This window comes from Desertivirga xinjiangensis, assembly GCF_024436435.1.
In the GTDB taxonomy this organism is placed as follows: domain Bacteria; phylum Bacteroidota; class Bacteroidia; order Sphingobacteriales; family Sphingobacteriaceae; genus Desertivirga; species Desertivirga xinjiangensis.
Genome location: NZ_JAFMZP010000009.1, coordinates 154,672 through 170,854, shown reverse-complemented (window position 1 = coordinate 170,854; position 16,183 = coordinate 154,672). Strand labels below are relative to the sequence as shown.

Genomic DNA, 16,183 nt, shown 5'->3' with positions numbered 1-16,183 from the left:
TTGAGACGTTGATATATTAAACTAAAAAATATGGCTATAGTTTATCCTGACATGTACAAGAATACGGAAGACATTGACCCTATTGTTAATGATTCTCATATAAACGTAAATACAACAGAACGCGTCATTTCGGTTCTTGCCGGATCCTTTCTGTTTTTCAGTGGCCTAAAAAACCTAAGGAACAGTCCTGTTACTGGCCTCGCCCGACTCGTTGCAGGAGGTGCTCTCTTTGCCCGTGGTGCCAGCGGTCACTGCCCTGTCTACGAAAGGCTGGGCACCGACAGCACCAAACCTGAAGCAATTAATATCAAACATTACTTTACCATCGATCGCCCCCGTGAAGAAGTCTATCAATTCTGGCGAAATCTTGAAAACTTGCCTTTGTTTATGCGGCATCTGGAGTCGGTAGAAAAAATAGATCATAAACATTCAAAATGGAAGGCTAGTTTTGGCCGTTACCTGCCATCTGTCAGCTGGACGGCGGAAATTGTGAAAGAACGCGAAAATGAGTTTATCGGATGGTCATCTATTAAAGATTCGGCGATTGTTAATATAGGTAAAGTCGAGTTCTATGATCTGCCGGACAGCACAGGTACAGAAGTAAGAGTTATATTCAGCTATCATGCGCCTGTTGGAGGTGTTGGTACTGGCCTGGCAAGGTTGTTTACTCCGGGGATAGAAAAGATCATACATGATGACATCAGTAACTTCAAACGTTATGTTGAAGGAGAAGATCTTTCTATGATAGATATACTTACGAAAGAATAGGATGTCCAAAAAGGTGCAGCTGTTGATTCATAGTCACCTCTGTTGGTTATGTCCGCGCTCTTAGTTAAGCACACGCGGCACAGGTACGCCGGCACTAGCAGCCATCCGTGTTTACCGGTCTTTTTAGGCACAGGCGGCACACGTGCTCCAGCGAAAGCAGCCATCCATTTATGCACTTGCTAACGCACGCGTGCCGCCTGTGCTAAATACAGACTTGTTAAAAAGCTCTATCTGACTATGAATGCTGTCCTGAATGCACACCCTCAGCAAATTCTTCGATCATTTTTTTGTTAAATGCAGGCAGATCGTCTGGCTTGCGGCTGGTGACCAGTCCTTGGTCTACAACAACTTCTGCGTCCGTCCATTGCGCGCCGGCATTGATGAGATCGATTGCAATAGAGGGATAAGAAGTAACGCGCCTTCCATCTATAACGCCTGCAGTGATCAATGTTTGTGGTCCATGACAAATAGCTGCAACTGGCTTCCCGGCGTCAAAGAAAGCTTTTACGAAATTAACCGCCGCCTCGTTAGTGCGAAGTTTATCTGGGTTAAACACCCCACCGGGCAATAGCAGTCCGTCATAGTCATTAGCATTTGCTTCGGCAATATGTTTATCCACCGACATTTCAATAGACCAATGGTCCTTATCCCAGGCCTTAACCTGGTCTTTCTGGGGAGATATGATGTGCACGCTGGCACCCTCCGCTTTTAACGCCTCCAGGGGGCTTGTCAATTCAACTTCTTCAAAGCCATTCTCCGTTAAAATAGCAATGTTTCGATTACTTAAGCTTGGCATAATTCTAATTTTAGTTCTTAGATAGACAGATCATTTCAAATGATATTATAATTACAGCCTTAAAATCTATTTGTTTAGATAGTTTTTAAATCACATATTAGTCTGCTTTAATAAAAAATCAGGGTTTAACCAGAAATATATGCACTTAAAAAAACGCATTGCCATTTTTGCATCGGGCTCCGGCTCAAATGCTCAAAAAATAATGGAGCATTTTAAAAATCATAACGAAGCGGAAGTTGCTATTGTACTTACTAATAATCCGGATGCGTATGTGCTCCAACGGGCTGATAATTTCGAGATCCCCAGCCATATCTTCGATAAATACGAGTTTACGAAAACCGACTCAGTGGTAAGTCTTTTAAAAAGTCTGGAGATTGATATTATCGTATTAGCAGGATTTCTATGGCTGATACCAGAAAACCTATTAAAAGCATTTCCTAATAAAATAATCAACATACATCCGGCACTTCTTCCTAAATATGGAGGGAAAGGTATGTATGGTGACCACGTTCATAAAGCGGTTATCGCTAACGGTGACGAGGAATCGGGCATAACGATTCATTTTGTAAATGAGAATTTCGACGAGGGTGAAGTGATACATCAATCACGTTTCAAGATTGAGAAAGGCGATGACCTGGAAATGATAAAATTCAAAGGACAACAGCTGGAGCACCTGCACTTTCCCAAAGTAGTAGAGAACCTGCTAAAAAAAATGAAGAGTATTTGAGGAGCACAGGTTGTTTAATGAGGTAGAAAGCTTGATCGCTGGTACACGCGGCATACGTGCACCAGCGATCAAGCGGGTTGTTGTTCTTTACAAACACGGAAAGTGAAATGACATTTAGAAGTCGTTTCTTCATCATCCTGAACTTGTTTCAGGACCTCTTGCTTAAGTGGGTTTGCTAAGTATAGCTCAAGAGGTGCCGAAATAAATTCGGCATGACGACCGACCTAGCACCAGCAAGCTAATGATGCTGGCGCACGCATGCCCCGTGTGCCGAGTGCTTGATATAACCTAAAAATCAACCCGACTTTCATGAAAAAATCCTCTTCCAAATCTGCGCCGAAACGCCTATCTTCGCACCTTCAAATTTTCACTCAATGAGCCAACCTGTTAAAATAAAAAACGCTTTAATTTCAGTCTATTACAAAGACAATCTGGAACCCTTAATCAAGAAACTAAATGAGCTGGGAGTTATTTTTTACTCCACAGGTGGCACTGAAAAGTTCATAAGGGATTTAGGATGTGATGTAATACCCGTTGAAGATTTAACAGGATATCCTTCGATATTGGGAGGCAGGGTTAAAACCCTCCATCCAAAAGTATTCGGAGGCATTCTTTCAAGAAGAGACCTGCGACAAGACATTGACCAGGCAAAGCAATATGAAATCCCTGAAATTGATCTGGTGATCGTAGATCTTTACCCATTTGAAGAGACGGTTAAAGCCGGGCTTCCTGAAGAAGACATTATTGAAAAAATTGATATCGGCGGAATTTCACTGATCAGAGCAGCTGCTAAGAATTTTAAAGATGTAGTTATCATCGCATCAAAAAGCGACTATGGAACTCTTCTGGACATGATAAGTGAAAACGAAGGAAATACTACTCTTGAACAACGCAAGGAGTTTGCTAAAAAAGCATTCAACACTTCATCCCATTACGATACAGCTATATTTAACTACTTCAACCAGGAGAATCCTATTACTGTATTTAAAAATAGTGAACAGCAGTCGAGTGTTCTTCGTTATGGAGAGAATCCACACCAAAAGGGATATTTCTACGGGGATTTAGATGCGATGTTTACCAAACTGAATGGCAAAGAGCTTTCTTATAACAACCTTGTGGATGTCGATGCAGCCGTTGCCCTGATCGATGAATTTGAAGAGCCTACGTTTGCTATCTTGAAACACACCAATGCATGTGGCGTTGCCAGCCGCAGCAACCTCACAGAAGCATGGAAAGTTGCACTGGCTTGCGACCCTGTGTCGGCATTTGGCGGCGTGATCATCACCAACGGAGAAGTAGATGCGGATACCGCAAAAGAAATAAACTCCCTGTTTTTTGAAGTATTAATTGCGCCTTCGTTCAGCGAGGATGCACTTAAAGTTCTTACGGAGAAGAAAAACCGGATTCTTTTACAAAGAAAAGAGGTTGAGCTGCCATCCAAACTGTTCAAAACACTTTTGAATGGCGTGATTGAGCAAGACAAGGACGCTACCATCGAAGGTCCGGAATTAATGAAGCCTGTAACAGAAAAACATCCGACAGATCAGCAGCTGAAAGATCTGTATTTCGCGAACAAGCTGGTTAAACATACTAAATCGAACACCATCGTACTGGCTAAAGATGGCCAGCTACTGGCAAGTGGCGTTGGACAGACGTCAAGGGTAGATGCGTTGCGTCAAGCACTTGAAAAGGCGAAGTCATTTGGATTTGATGTAACCGGAGCTGCCATGGCTTCTGATGCCTTCTTCCCTTTCCCTGACTGTGTAGAAATAGCAGCAGACGCAGGGATAAGTGCGGTTCTTCAACCCGGGGGTTCCATTAAAGACCAGCTTTCTATCGACAAAGCAAACGAAAAAGGGCTGGTAATGGTAACAACTGGTGTACGACACTTCAAACATTAATCGCAAATAACACTAACCCTCTTAAGTAAAAATCGTAAGAGGGTTAATTGTTTCATTCCATTCACAGGCTGGAGGGCTGTAAAATATGGAATTTGTAATAGGATTAAAAAAAAGACGTTTAATTTCAGTTACAACGACAAATTTTTAGGGACAATTGAAACAATCACATATTTTTATTTGCTGATTGTACAAAAATCAAAGGCAAAAAAAAATATGTAAGTTTGCATACTTTTAAAAATACATTTAACATCTAATGGGTTTATTTAACTGGTTTACACAGGAAATTGCTATCGACCTTGGTACTGCAAATACCCTCATCATACATAACGACAAAGTAGTAGTAGATGAACCATCTATTGTAGCTTTTGACCGGACTACTAATAAGGTCATCGCTATCGGCCGTCAGGCTATGCAAATGGAAGGTAAAACACACGAGAACATTCGCACTGTCCGTCCTTTGAAAGACGGAGTAATAGCTGACTTCAATGCCGCCGAACATATGATCCGTGGCATGATCAAAATGATTAACAATGGCAAGGGTTGGTTCTTTCCCTCTCTGCGTATGGTCATTTGTATTCCGTCTGGTATCACAGAAGTGGAAAAACGTGCCGTTCGGGATTCCGCAGAAATTGCAGGAGCAAAAGAGGTGTACCTTATCCACGAGCCAATGGCTGCTGCGGTAGGTATTGGCATTGACGTAGAAGAACCCATGGGGAATATGATCATTGATATTGGCGGAGGTACTACAGAGATCGCGGTTATCGCCTTATCAGGTATTGTGTGCGACCAGTCAATCAGGGTGGCCGGTGATAATTTTGACAGCGACATTGTTCAATATATTCGTCGTCAGCATAACATTATGATTGGCGAGCGTACAGCCGAAAAAATTAAAATTGAAGTTGGGGCAGCCTTGCCTGAGCTTTCTGATCCACCAGCAGATTTTGCGGTACAAGGTAGGGACCTGATGACGGGTGTACCAAAACAGATCACCGTTTCTTACACTGAGATTGCTCATTGTCTTGACAAGTCTATCTCTAAGATTGAAGAAGCTATTTTAAAAGCATTAGAGATCACTCCTCCTGAATTATCTGCCGACATTTATCAAACCGGTATTTATTTAACCGGAGGCGGAGCTCTCCTCCGGGGTCTGGACAAACGGGTTGCTGCCAAAACTAAGTTACCTGTTCACGTAGCTGAAGATCCGCTGCGTGCCGTAGTACGAGGGACAGGCACGGCTCTTAAAAACATTGGTGGTTTTAAATTTTTAATGCAATAAAGACGTTTTAAGCTGTAAGTCTGCTTGTAGCCGGCTTACAACTTAAAATTTACAACCTACAAACAATCATGCGTAATCTCTGGATCTTTATCAGTAAGTATAACGCATTTTTTTTCTTTATCATCTTTTTCACCTGCTCCTTAATTTTGTTTGTCAAAAACAACTCCTTTCAGCGGGCAAGTTTTATTAACTCTTCGAACCATGTTATTGGGCAGGCTTACGAAACCATGAGCTATGTAAAACGCTATCTCCGGCTTGCTGATGTTAATGACAGCCTTGCTTTGGAAAATGCAAGGTTAAGGAACCAGTTAAAAAGCTCGTTTTATAACGATTCCATTGAGGAAAAGACTATAAAGGACACCCTATTGAACCAACAATACTCTTTCGTAGTGGCTGAAGTGGTTAATAATTCAATACACCATAAAGATAATACCATCACAATAAACAGGGGTAAACGTCATGGTATAGAGAAAAGCATGGGCGTAATATGCCCTTCGGGCGTAGTGGGAATAGTCCTTAACGTCAGCGATAATTATGCTACTGTGCAGTCTTTATTACATAGCGACACCCGTATAAGTGCCAGTATTAAGGAAAATCATGCTTTTGGATCGCTTATGTGGGGCGATGAGAATTATGATCCCCGCATTGCCATTTTAAAGGATATTCCGAACCATATCGAAGTAAGACGCGGACAACACGTCGTTACTACCGGATTCTCGACCCGCTTCCCCACCGGGTTGCCCATTGGAAGAGTTACCAGGACAGGAGTAAAAGGCGGCGAGAGTTTTTTAAATATTGAAGTGCAGTTAAGTACCGATTTCTCAACTTTGCAATACGTTTATGTTATTAAAAACGTGTTAGCGACAGAAAAGGAACAGTTAGAAGCTATACAGCCGGCAAAATGATAAGAATCTTAATCAGCAACCTGATACGCTTTGCGGTACTAGTTTTCATACAGGTATTCCTGCTTAAAAACATTGGATACTATAACCTGGCGACCCCATTTCTATATATCCTGTTTATATTGTTGTTACCATTCGAAACGCCCAACTTTTTACTCTTTATACTCTCCTTCTTTCTAGGATTAACTGTGGACGCATTTTACGACACCTTAGGTATAAATGCAGCAGCATGTTCTGTACTTGCCCTGGTACGCATAATATTTATCAACCTGACAGTGCAAAGACAAGGGCTGGAGACTGAACCTGAGCCAAAACTTGGAATCATGGGCTTCCGGTGGTTCTTTTTTTATGCTACCATCCTGACGGTCTTCCACCATCTTACTATCTTTTTCTTAGAAACTTTCAGCTTTTCAGATATTAAGTACACACTAATTCGCATAGTTTTAAGTTCTGTATTTACAGTATTTTTAATTTTATTATCAGAGTTTATCTTTTTCCGTAAGAAAGAGCGCTAATGAATAGTTTTTTTCAGCGAAGGTTTGTTATTCAGGGGATTTTTATCGCAGTAGGTCTGGTGTTGCTCATGCGCCTTTTCTACATCCAGGTAATCGACAAAAGTTACTTCTTATCTGCCAATAATAACGTTTTAAGAAAGAAGATCATTTACCCTGCAAGAGGGGTTATCCTTGACAGGAATGGTCAGATCCTGGTACAAAATGAACCAGTGTACGATTTGATGGTCATTCCTCATGAAGTCAAGCCCTTCGATACCCTTGAATTTTGCCGGCTAATTGGCATTGATAAAGCTGGCTTTGACAAACGTTTTTTGAAAGCCAAAAACTATTCTCCGTACCGGGCTTCCGTGTTTGAAAAACAACTTTCTGCGATGACTTACGCCACCTTTCAGGAAACTCTTTTCCAATATCCGGGCTTTTATGTGCAGAACCGTTCGGTGAGACGATATCCGGATACTATAGCCGCCCAGTTTCTAGGTTATATATCCGAAGTCAACGATAAGGATATTGAAAACTCAAACGGATTTTATAAGCCTGGCGACTATATAGGCCGCTCAGGTGTAGAACGGTCTTATGAGGAGCTGTTAAGAGGTCAGCGTGGGGTTGAAAACCTAATGGTTGATGCCTTTAACCGACCTAAAGGGCATTTCTCAGATGGCCGCTATGATACACTGGCAGTTGCCGGGGATAAACTGATATCCTCGCTCGACAAAGACCTTCAAAAATTTGGAGAGCAACTGATGAAGAACAAATTGGGTAGTATTGTAGCTATCGAGCCGTCGACTGGTGAGATTCTGGCATTTGTAAGCAGTCCTACTTATGATCCCAATATGATGGTAGGAAGGCAGCGTTCCAAAAATTCGGTTGCACTTTATAAAGACCCTAACAAGCCTATGTTTATCAGGCCAATTCAGGCAGAGTACCCTCCGGGCTCGATTTTTAAAGTGATCAATGCACTGGTTTCGCAGCAATTCGGTCAGGCAAAGCCCGATACACGCTATTTCTGCGCGGGAGGGTATCGGTTTGGAAGGCGCGGATTAATGCGTTGCACACACGTTCACGGCTCGGTGGATCTGGCCCAGTCTATACAATATTCCTGTAACACCTATTATGGTTATGTTTACAACCGGATGATTGATCATTCTGGACTAAGACCAGTCAACGCATTTAAGAAATGGCGGGAAGCTGTCGCTAAGTTCAATATTGGCTCTAAATTAGACATTGATTTTCCCAATGAACGAAAGGGGCATTTACCTACCGATGAACTGTACACTAAACGGTGGAAAAGTGACAGATGGGGCTCCAGCTTCAACATCTCTCTCTCAATCGGACAAGGTGAGCTAGGGATAACACCCCTGCAAATGGCTAATGTTGCCGCATCTGTGGCCAACCGGGGATATTTTTATAAACCGCATTTAATCAAAGCTATTGGCGAGAAGCAGGTTATCAAACCAGAGTTTACCAAGAAAAACTATACCGGAATTGATGCTAAATATTACGACGTGGTTATCGAAGGGATGAGCCGGGTGATAAATCAACCTGGAGGAACAGCCTATAATTCGGTTACTATCATAAATGGCATCGAATTTTGCGGAAAAACCGGAACAGTGCAGAACCCTCATGGCAAGGACCACGCTGTATTCTTCGGTTTCGCTCCCCGAAACAACCCTAAGATCGCTATCGCCATAGTTGTTGAAAACGTAGGTTTCGGTGCCACCTGGGCTGCTCCAATAGCCAGTTTCATGGTCGAAAAATATTTGAAAGATTCGGTTGATAAACCTAAGGCAATAATAGATTATTATCTGCATAAAAACCTAATGCCCGGCCATGATAAACCGAAGGTAAAAGTCAAGCCGGCAACCAGTGACTCTACAGATAAAAAATCTGAGCCGGAGACTCCACCAATTTCAGAAGCCAACACAAAAGCAAAACTTCCAAATGAATAATCAGCGAGGCCTGTTCTTTAACGTCGACTGGATAATGATATTGATATATCTGGCTCTCTGCATTATAGGGTGGTTTAACATTCACGCGGCTGTATATGATGTTAATCACCCCAGTATTCTGGACCTGGAAACTAACTATGGCAAGCAGTTCCTTTTTATCATCGGGGCGCTCATTATTGGGGGATTGATCATGGTAATGGACGCTAAGTTTTTTAATTCCATAGCACCTGTGTTTTATGGAATTACCCTTATCCTCCTCATAATAGTATTGATTGTAGGCCGCAATGTTGGCGGTAATCAGGCCTGGATTCCCCTGGGCAGTTTCAGGTTGCAACCCTCGGAGTTTGCTAAGTTCTCTACTTGCTTGCTTCTTGCAAGATACCTAAGCGCTACCAACCTGAAATTGAACGACATCAAAACGCTGATCACAAGTGGCATTATTTTATTAATCCCTATGGGACTGATCATGCTTCAGCCTGATACCGGTTCAGCTTTAACCTTCACTTCTATCGTGTTTGTTCTATATAGAGAGGGGCTTTCAGGTTACGTCCTTGTAATTGGCGCTATTTGCATCGCCCTGTTTGTCCTGGCCCTTCTTTTTAATAAGTTCTTTTTGATCGGCGTATTGATTGCCATAACAATTGCCACTATATATCTGAATAAAAAGAACAGGAAACTTGTAACCGTTGTCTTTGCGGGTGCTATCATTTCCATCGCATTTATTTTTTGCGTCGATTTTGCTTACGAGAATGTCCTTCAATCTCACCAACGGAACCGCATCGACGTTATTCTGGGCAAGATAGACGACCCGCGTGGCCAGGGATATAACCTCAACCAATCTAAGATCGCCATCGGCTCGGGGGGGTTATGGGGAAAAGGATATCTTCAGGGCACACAAACCAAATACGATTTCGTACCAGAACAAAGCACCGACTTTATATTCTGTACCGTTGGGGAAGAGTGGGGATTCGTAGGCAGCCTGGTGGTCATAACTTTATACCTTACCTTACTTATCCGTATAGTTAATCTTGCGGAAAGGCAGCGATCCAGCTTTTCCAGGATATATGGCTATGGCGTAGCCTCCATACTTTTTTTCCATTTCTTCATTAATATCGGAATGACCATCGGACTGGTACCTGTAATTGGTATTCCGCTTCCGTTTCTAAGCTATGGAGGGTCTTCGCTATGGAGCTTTACTATCCTTTTATTCATCCTGCTAAAGTTAGACTCTAACAGGATGGGATTTATTTAGAATACCGGCGATTTAAAATATCGTAGAATTTGTCTACTGTACTTTGCTTGGAGGCCCAGTTGTTTTTAACCGCATAGTTTGCTTTGAGGAAAGTTTCTGCGACGCTGAAAGAGTCAAAGCGGTTCAGTAGCTCTATCGCTTCGCTATATGCCAGGCTGTAACCATTAAAAAGGTCTTTTATGAATAACAATTTATCATTAAGATTTATTGCTGATTTCAGATCGGTTATCGGTTGCTTGTTGTACTGAGGTTCAGGTGTGTTACCCTGCATTCTTTGTGCAAAAATAATATCGTTCAGTGTTGGTGCAGCTTGCTGAGCAGGCTCTGACTGAACAGGAACTTCTACACTGGCTACTTTCTCAGGAATGACCACCTCTCTGACCACGGGCTCAGGAGTTTCAATAACAGGATTTACAGGAGCTTCTGCATTGGCTGGCTTATTTTCAGAGATGGAATGAACTTCAGGCTGAGGTTTCTCCAGGGGACGAGTCGGTTGTTGCTGTTCTGACACAGGCTCTTCCTGAACAGGCTCCCGATGAACCGGATCTTGCACGACAGGACTTTCCTCGGCTGGTTGTTGCTGGGCAGGTTGCTGCTGAATAGACTGTTGCTGAACCGGCTCCGGAATACTTGCAGCTGAAAGTATCTCCGCTGGCTCCTCATTTACGTGCACACTGAGAGGCTCAGTTTGCTCAGCCAGACGCGAAACAGGTGCTGTCTTCGGCTGTTCAGCAATAGCTGGCGTAGGCTTCGGTTGATTATCTTCCTGTTTTGGTGCTGCACTTAAATTTATTTTCTTGAGCACCTTAACATGTTCAGCAAGAAAATCAGAATTAGCTGCAAATAATTCAAGCTCCAGATCATTAAGCTGATCGGGATTTTCAGACAGATATTGATATTGCTCAGTGAGCTCGGCAATTATAGCGCCGATCTTTTTAAAAATCTCTTTTTGATGCATCATTGAAATATAACAGCGTACTAGAGTGTATGTTGGTAAAGCTATTCAAACTTAGATAAAATTTTGCCTTTACCCTAAATAAACGGCTTATAAATTTTAGCGATATTCGCGCTGGAAGAAAAAGGGATTATGCTATTTAGCGAACTGCAATTCAGGTCAAAGACAGGGCCAAGAGGAAGTATTGAAGTAATCTGCGGATCTATGTTCTCTGGAAAAACAGAAGAACTGATCCGTCGTCTGCGCAGAGCTCAGATCGCAAAGCTGAATGTAGAAATATTTAAACCGAAAACAGACAAACGGTATGATGAAACCGCCGTTGTCTCGCATGACCTGAACTCTATTCATTCCACCCCCCTTGAAAATTCTTCTGCAATTCTGCTTCTTGGGGCAAACACCCAGGTTGTGGGTATTGATGAAGCTCAATTTTTTGATGATGAGCTTCCGAATGTATGCATCAAACTGGCAAACAAAGGGATAAGGGTTATCATAGCAGGTTTGGATATGGATTTCAAAGGAAAGCCTTTTGGCCCAATGCCCGCCCTGATGGCTATTGCCGAAGAAGTAACAAAGGTACATGCCATCTGTGTGCAGTGCGGCGCTCCTGCTAATTTCTCATATCGTACCGTTGCCAGTGAATCTAAGATATTACTAGGCGAAAAAGAAAGTTATGAACCTAGATGTAGAATATGCTTTTATCTGGACACGTGGTGAGGGGTAAGTTTTAAGTTTCAAGGTTTAAGTTCGGGTAGCTGACACTATTCAAGTTTTACTATTTTGAAGCTTTTGATATCACCATCAACGTTAAGGCGGTAGATATATACTCCGCTGCCAACATCAGAAAGGTCACACACCGAAGTATATTCCCCCTGCTGATATATTGAGCTTTTAATAAAGGTCTTTACTTTTTGGCCCATGGTATTATAAAGATCAAGAGAGATCCGTTTTGTTTCGGGCAGCGTAAAGCTCAATCTTTGGGAAGCACTACCTCCGGTCAAAGGGTTTGGATAAGCTTTGATAGTTACGGCGGCAACCTTCGAGGCCTCATAAATTACACTATACTTTTTCTGTGCTTTCCCTCCGGCGGCCTCTAACTCATCCTCGTTTTCTGCACCAATCAAGGCAAAAGCCACCTTGACAGAACCATTTGCAGGTATTATATACGGGCCATAGCCGGTAACAAAAGACACGTCCAGCCCATTGGCCACATTTAGTCCGAGACTTTGAGATCTTATGCCATTTGAAAGCGTCTTAAACTTCTCCTCTATGGTAAAGTCGTTGTTGGCCAGGATGTCGTTCGACAAGCTGTTGCTTAGCGGATAATAACAAGGACTTGCTTCACTTAATAGTTTTACCCCCGCCAGAGGCTGAGAACCGCCGCTCTTATCAAATACCCTGGCTGTCTTAGTTGCCGGATCATAGGCAGTAGCGTTAGTAGATCCGCCATCAATATCCCAATCCATAAACAATCCGACAAACACGTTTCTTAATTCTGTATTGCCGGGATTATGCACCTCATATTCCGCTATTAAAACATCACCAGTGTCGACATCTTTATAGATCCAGGACCTTTGCTTTACATAAACATTTAAGGGCGAAGGGCTTCCCTTATCATCAAACTCCGCACGGGCTGAAATAGCATCCGCAGTATTCGAGCTTTGAATTTTGACTCTTTTGACGAAGTGGTTATCCGATTCTTCTGCCGATGAACGGGCGTTATTGGAAACCTTCGATTCTGAGTTACCGATCATCAGGGCCGCTTCATACAAGAGCTGGTTTCCTTTATATTGAAAACCTAAAGTACCCGCATCGGTGCCTGCTTCCAAAAAGCCAATCTGCCCGGTACTTGTAAGCGTGGTTGCGATAATGTCATTGCTAATATTGAGATAGTCGCGGGCTACGGTAACTACAAATCCCTCAAAATCCTGATAAGTACCATTAGCGCTGTATTGCAATCTGAATTCAACCTGACTGTTATCAGGAGTTCCCGGCTTAATAAATATCTTAAATGGACCAACATTATTTTGAGTCATAAGGGTACCTATGGACGCGACCGTGTGCAGTCCTTCGGTGATCACAACATTGGGGTCGTCAGACAACAGGTTCACCTGTAAATTATTTACCGGAGAAAGAAAATTCTTCAGATCAATGGTTATTGTAAGGGTGTCCGCGGCCGGTATAATACCATTCGCTTTGTCGGACAAGGTGATATTCTGTATTTTGATGGAAGGAGGGCTTTCGGTTAATGCTCTGTAAACGTTTAACCTCCCACTACCTAATCGCTTACCGAACCCTGGATTAAATGCATCTATATTGTCGGCAGTTGCCCTCAGCTGTGCACCTATTTGCTGCATTGAAAAATGTGGTAAATAGGCACTTAGCAAAGCTGCTGCGCTTGCAACTACGGGCGATGCCATTGATGTCCCTGTTTTTGAACCGTAAGTATTATCAAAGGTGGTACTATAAATGTTAGCGCCCGGCGCTGCAAGCGACACATAGTATCCATAATTTGAGGTCGAATTCCTTACGTCGTCAACACCCACATTAGCTACTGCTAACACACCGTCAAATCCAGCAGGGTACTGAGGAATATCGTCAGAGCTGTTTCCTGCCGCGGCTACAATGAGACATCCTTTTTCAATAGCATAGTTAACCACATCCTGACCATAAAAGCTGGCTCCTACTCCGCCCCAGGAGCAGTTGATTATCTTAGCGCCATGGTCTGCGGCATATTTGATACCTTCGTACCCCCTTAAGATTTTCGTACCATTATCATCTGCCGCAGCCTTGATGATGAGCAACTGAGCAGTATTAAAAGCAATACTTGCTACACCTGTAGAATTATCGGTAACTGCGGATGCAATTCCGCTGACATGCACACCATGGTCACCACCCTGCTGAGTGATATTTGGATCATTATCCTCCGCCATGTTGGAAGCGGTTGCTCCTACAAAATCCCAGCCTCTGTAATTATCTATATAACCATCTCCATCATCATCCACACCGTTTACCGGGTCGTTTACATTATAGGAGATATTTCCTGCCAGATCGGGATGCTCCAGATCTGAACCTGAATCGACAATTGCAATAATCGTTTTCCGGATATTCCGTATCAGATCCCAGGCTTGAGGAGCCTTAACTTTCTCGAGATATGACTGGTTTATCAGAGCGGGGTCTGCAGGGATATAACTGGCCTGGTATATGTAAAGAGGTTCAGCATATTCCACCTCCTCACTTTGAAGTAATTCGTCAATCGCACTACTAATATCCTCCGAGTCTGGAATTGTAAGTTCGTAAATACGATCTAAACCGAAGTTTTCAGCCCTGTTAAACACTTTGTTTCTTTCCTTTTCACCGGTTGCAGCTTCGTGAAACTTCTTTTCTATTTTCATCACGGTTACCGATTGAAGATATACTACATTTTCGCTGAAAGTCCTTTTATTACTTTTTTGAGGGCTTTCTTTTAGTTTGAAAACTACTTTTCCTGGCACATAGTCAGGGCTGGTATGAGCAGCCGGGAAAGTAAATCCCTTTTTCTTTTCCTGGGCAAAGGAGGAAAGAGCACTAAAAGCAATAAAATAAGGAAGTAGAAGTCTCTTCATTTGAAAGGGTTACTGTCCGACTATTTAAGAGAATCAAGCACTTTAAACATCTTTTGTTTTATATCTGAGGTGCTACCGTTATAATTATTGGTAATAAATGTGAACACTAGAGGAGTGCCTTGTTTACTTTCCTCATAGCCTGTATAACACAATACGTTCCGAATGCTACCGCTTTTCATTTTCATATTATTATACAGGGGCAAACTTTCGTAAAAACTCCCAAACCATGGTTCAGATTTAACAAGTTGAAGGATTTTGGCCATCGTTTTTGTAGTGATCCTGTTTTCCGGGGACAATCCACTTCCATCCAAAACGTTTAGACTGTTATGATCAATTCCTTTTGACGCCCAATATTCTTTGATCACCTGAACCCCCTCTTCAAATCCTGCATCTTTACCCTGATTTAAAGCCAGCGTTTTCAGGAGGTTCTCAGCATACAGATTGAGGCTTTTCTGATTAAGCCAGTATACAACTTGCGACAAGGAAGGCGATTGATACAGACTGATGATCTTTAAGGCCTGCGGGCTCTTTTGTCCCTGGGCGTTTATCTGCCTTGCAGTTGAGGCCTTATTCTGTGATGGGATGCCTGACATTTGCAGGTAGCCTTGCAATTCTGATGCAAGCACCAAAGCAGGATCAGGAATGGATGCCTTAATGGTTTTTTGCAGGTCAAGACCGTAAGTCCCGCGAAGGTATACGATATCAGAATAGGGGGAAGAATAAGCATAAACATTATCTCCGCTACCGGCTTTACCTGTGGTCACCTCATTAATTATGGTAAGGTTAGCAATCGCTGGTTCAGTTCGGATGAGCTGTGTTTTGTCTCCCGGCTCGTTGCCTGCTTTAAAAACCAGTCCGAACTCATTCTCGCGCCAACTTGCAGATGTGGCCCCCGCCCCGTAATAGTTCCCTATATCCTGCCAGATCCAGCCTAAAGGAACAGTTTGAGTACCAAACAAGGAATCGTCGACGATCACCCTGCCGTCTATTTTTTTTATACCAGCAGTCTTCAGTGCATTTACCCACTTCGCTAGCAATACGTCCGGCTTTGACTGGCTGTACCGGTTACTACCGAGGGTAGGGTCTCCGCTTCCTTTTAATATCAGGTCTCCTCTGAGCACCCCGTTTGTAATGGAACCAGTGTATCCAAGTGCCGTTTCCCACCGGAACTCTTTCCCTAAAATTTGATATGCTGTAGCGGAAGTAATGGTCTTTAGCGTTGAAGCCGGTGCCAGCCCCATATCAGCGTTCTTTGAAAAAAGCACTTCTCCTGTTTTAGAATTTAAAACTGTCAGAGAACTGAGTCCGTACCGGAGCTGAGCGTCTTGTTCAAACACAGCGTAAGCCTTAGTTATTTTTTGAGTAAGAGACTGACTGAACAGCCCCGATGTTGATGCAAAAAAGAAGATATAGAGAAGATGAAATTTCATTATCCCAATTATAACTATAACATATCAATCAGCCAATTAATTCTTTGTATGCCAAAAATATAGCAGGGCGCACGCGTGGTGCCGCGTGTGCCAAAGTTAAACTTCGTCAAAGT

Annotated in this window: 13 protein-coding genes; 9 read left to right on the top strand and 4 right to left on the bottom strand. The window is 42.8% G+C overall.

Features of this window, described 5'->3' with window-relative positions:
- Nucleotides 1-30: 30 nt before the first annotated feature.
- The gene (locus tag J3P37_RS19200; RefSeq protein WP_256012979.1) at nucleotides 31-768 is read left to right on the top strand and encodes an SRPBCC family protein; all 738 of its coding nucleotides are present in this window, start codon (nucleotides 31-33) and stop codon (nucleotides 766-768) included.
- A 235-nt stretch (nucleotides 769-1,003) separates the two neighbouring features.
- Here J3P37_RS19200 and J3P37_RS19195 read toward each other — a convergent pair whose 3' ends face one another.
- The gene (locus J3P37_RS19195) at nucleotides 1,004-1,564 is read right to left on the bottom strand and encodes a type 1 glutamine amidotransferase domain-containing protein (protein WP_256012978.1); all 561 of its coding nucleotides are present in this window, start codon (nucleotides 1,562-1,564) and stop codon (nucleotides 1,004-1,006) included.
- Nucleotides 1,565-1,703: 139 nt separating this feature from the next.
- Between J3P37_RS19195 and purN the strand changes: the two genes are divergently transcribed.
- From purN to rodA, 7 genes are all read left to right on the top strand, one after another.
- The gene (gene purN, locus J3P37_RS19190) at nucleotides 1,704-2,291 is read left to right on the top strand and encodes a phosphoribosylglycinamide formyltransferase (protein ID WP_256012977.1); all 588 of its coding nucleotides are present in this window, start codon (nucleotides 1,704-1,706) and stop codon (nucleotides 2,289-2,291) included.
- 374 nt (nucleotides 2,292-2,665) lie between these two features.
- On the top strand, nucleotides 2,666-4,192 hold the full coding sequence (purH, locus tag J3P37_RS19185; RefSeq protein WP_256012976.1) for a bifunctional phosphoribosylaminoimidazolecarboxamide formyltransferase/IMP cyclohydrolase: 1,527 nt from the start codon (nucleotides 2,666-2,668) through the stop codon (nucleotides 4,190-4,192).
- Nucleotides 4,193-4,445: 253 nt separating this feature from the next.
- Nucleotides 4,446-5,468: a rod shape-determining protein gene (locus J3P37_RS19180; RefSeq protein ID WP_256012975.1), complete on the top strand. Its 1,023-nt coding sequence runs from the start codon at nucleotides 4,446-4,448 to the stop codon at nucleotides 5,466-5,468.
- Between the two features lie 68 nt (nucleotides 5,469-5,536).
- Nucleotides 5,537-6,373, top strand: a complete 837-nt coding sequence (gene mreC, locus J3P37_RS19175) for a rod shape-determining protein MreC (RefSeq protein ID WP_256012974.1) — start codon at nucleotides 5,537-5,539, stop codon at nucleotides 6,371-6,373.
- Complete coding sequence (locus J3P37_RS19170) at nucleotides 6,370-6,885, top strand: rod shape-determining protein MreD (protein WP_256012973.1); 516 nt, start codon at nucleotides 6,370-6,372, stop codon at nucleotides 6,883-6,885. The genes mreC and J3P37_RS19170 overlap by 4 nt, the downstream gene beginning before the upstream one ends.
- Nucleotides 6,885-8,831, top strand: coding sequence for a penicillin-binding protein 2 (gene mrdA / locus J3P37_RS19165; RefSeq protein WP_256012972.1), 1,947 nt, complete (start codon nucleotides 6,885-6,887; stop codon nucleotides 8,829-8,831). Before J3P37_RS19170 ends, mrdA begins: the two co-directional genes overlap by 1 nt.
- Nucleotides 8,824-10,083: a rod shape-determining protein RodA gene (gene rodA / locus J3P37_RS19160; protein WP_256012971.1), complete on the top strand. Its 1,260-nt coding sequence runs from the start codon at nucleotides 8,824-8,826 to the stop codon at nucleotides 10,081-10,083. The genes mrdA and rodA overlap by 8 nt, the downstream gene beginning before the upstream one ends.
- Here the strand turns inward: rodA and J3P37_RS19155 are convergent.
- Nucleotides 10,076-11,044 carry a DUF8457 domain-containing protein gene (locus J3P37_RS19155; RefSeq protein ID WP_256012970.1) on the bottom strand — a complete coding sequence of 323 codons (969 nt, stop codon included), beginning with the start codon at nucleotides 11,042-11,044 and terminating at the stop codon, nucleotides 10,076-10,078. The genes rodA and J3P37_RS19155 overlap by 8 nt on opposite strands.
- A 126-nt stretch (nucleotides 11,045-11,170) precedes the next feature.
- On the opposite strand from J3P37_RS19155, the gene J3P37_RS19150 reads away from it, so the two are divergent.
- A complete protein-coding gene (locus J3P37_RS19150; RefSeq protein WP_256012969.1) occupies nucleotides 11,171-11,752 on the top strand; it encodes a thymidine kinase in 582 nt (193 codons plus the stop codon).
- Nucleotides 11,753-11,796: 44 nt separating this feature from the next.
- Here the strand turns inward: J3P37_RS19150 and J3P37_RS19145 are convergent, their stop codons facing one another.
- Nucleotides 11,797-14,640, bottom strand: coding sequence for a S8 family peptidase (locus J3P37_RS19145; RefSeq protein ID WP_256012968.1), 2,844 nt, complete (start codon nucleotides 14,638-14,640; stop codon nucleotides 11,797-11,799).
- Nucleotides 14,641-14,660: 20 nt separating this feature from the next.
- Nucleotides 14,661-16,070: a D-alanyl-D-alanine carboxypeptidase/D-alanyl-D-alanine endopeptidase gene (gene dacB, locus J3P37_RS19140; RefSeq protein ID WP_256012967.1), complete on the bottom strand. Its 1,410-nt coding sequence runs from the start codon at nucleotides 16,068-16,070 to the stop codon at nucleotides 14,661-14,663.
- Between the last annotated feature and the right edge of the window lie 113 nt (nucleotides 16,071-16,183).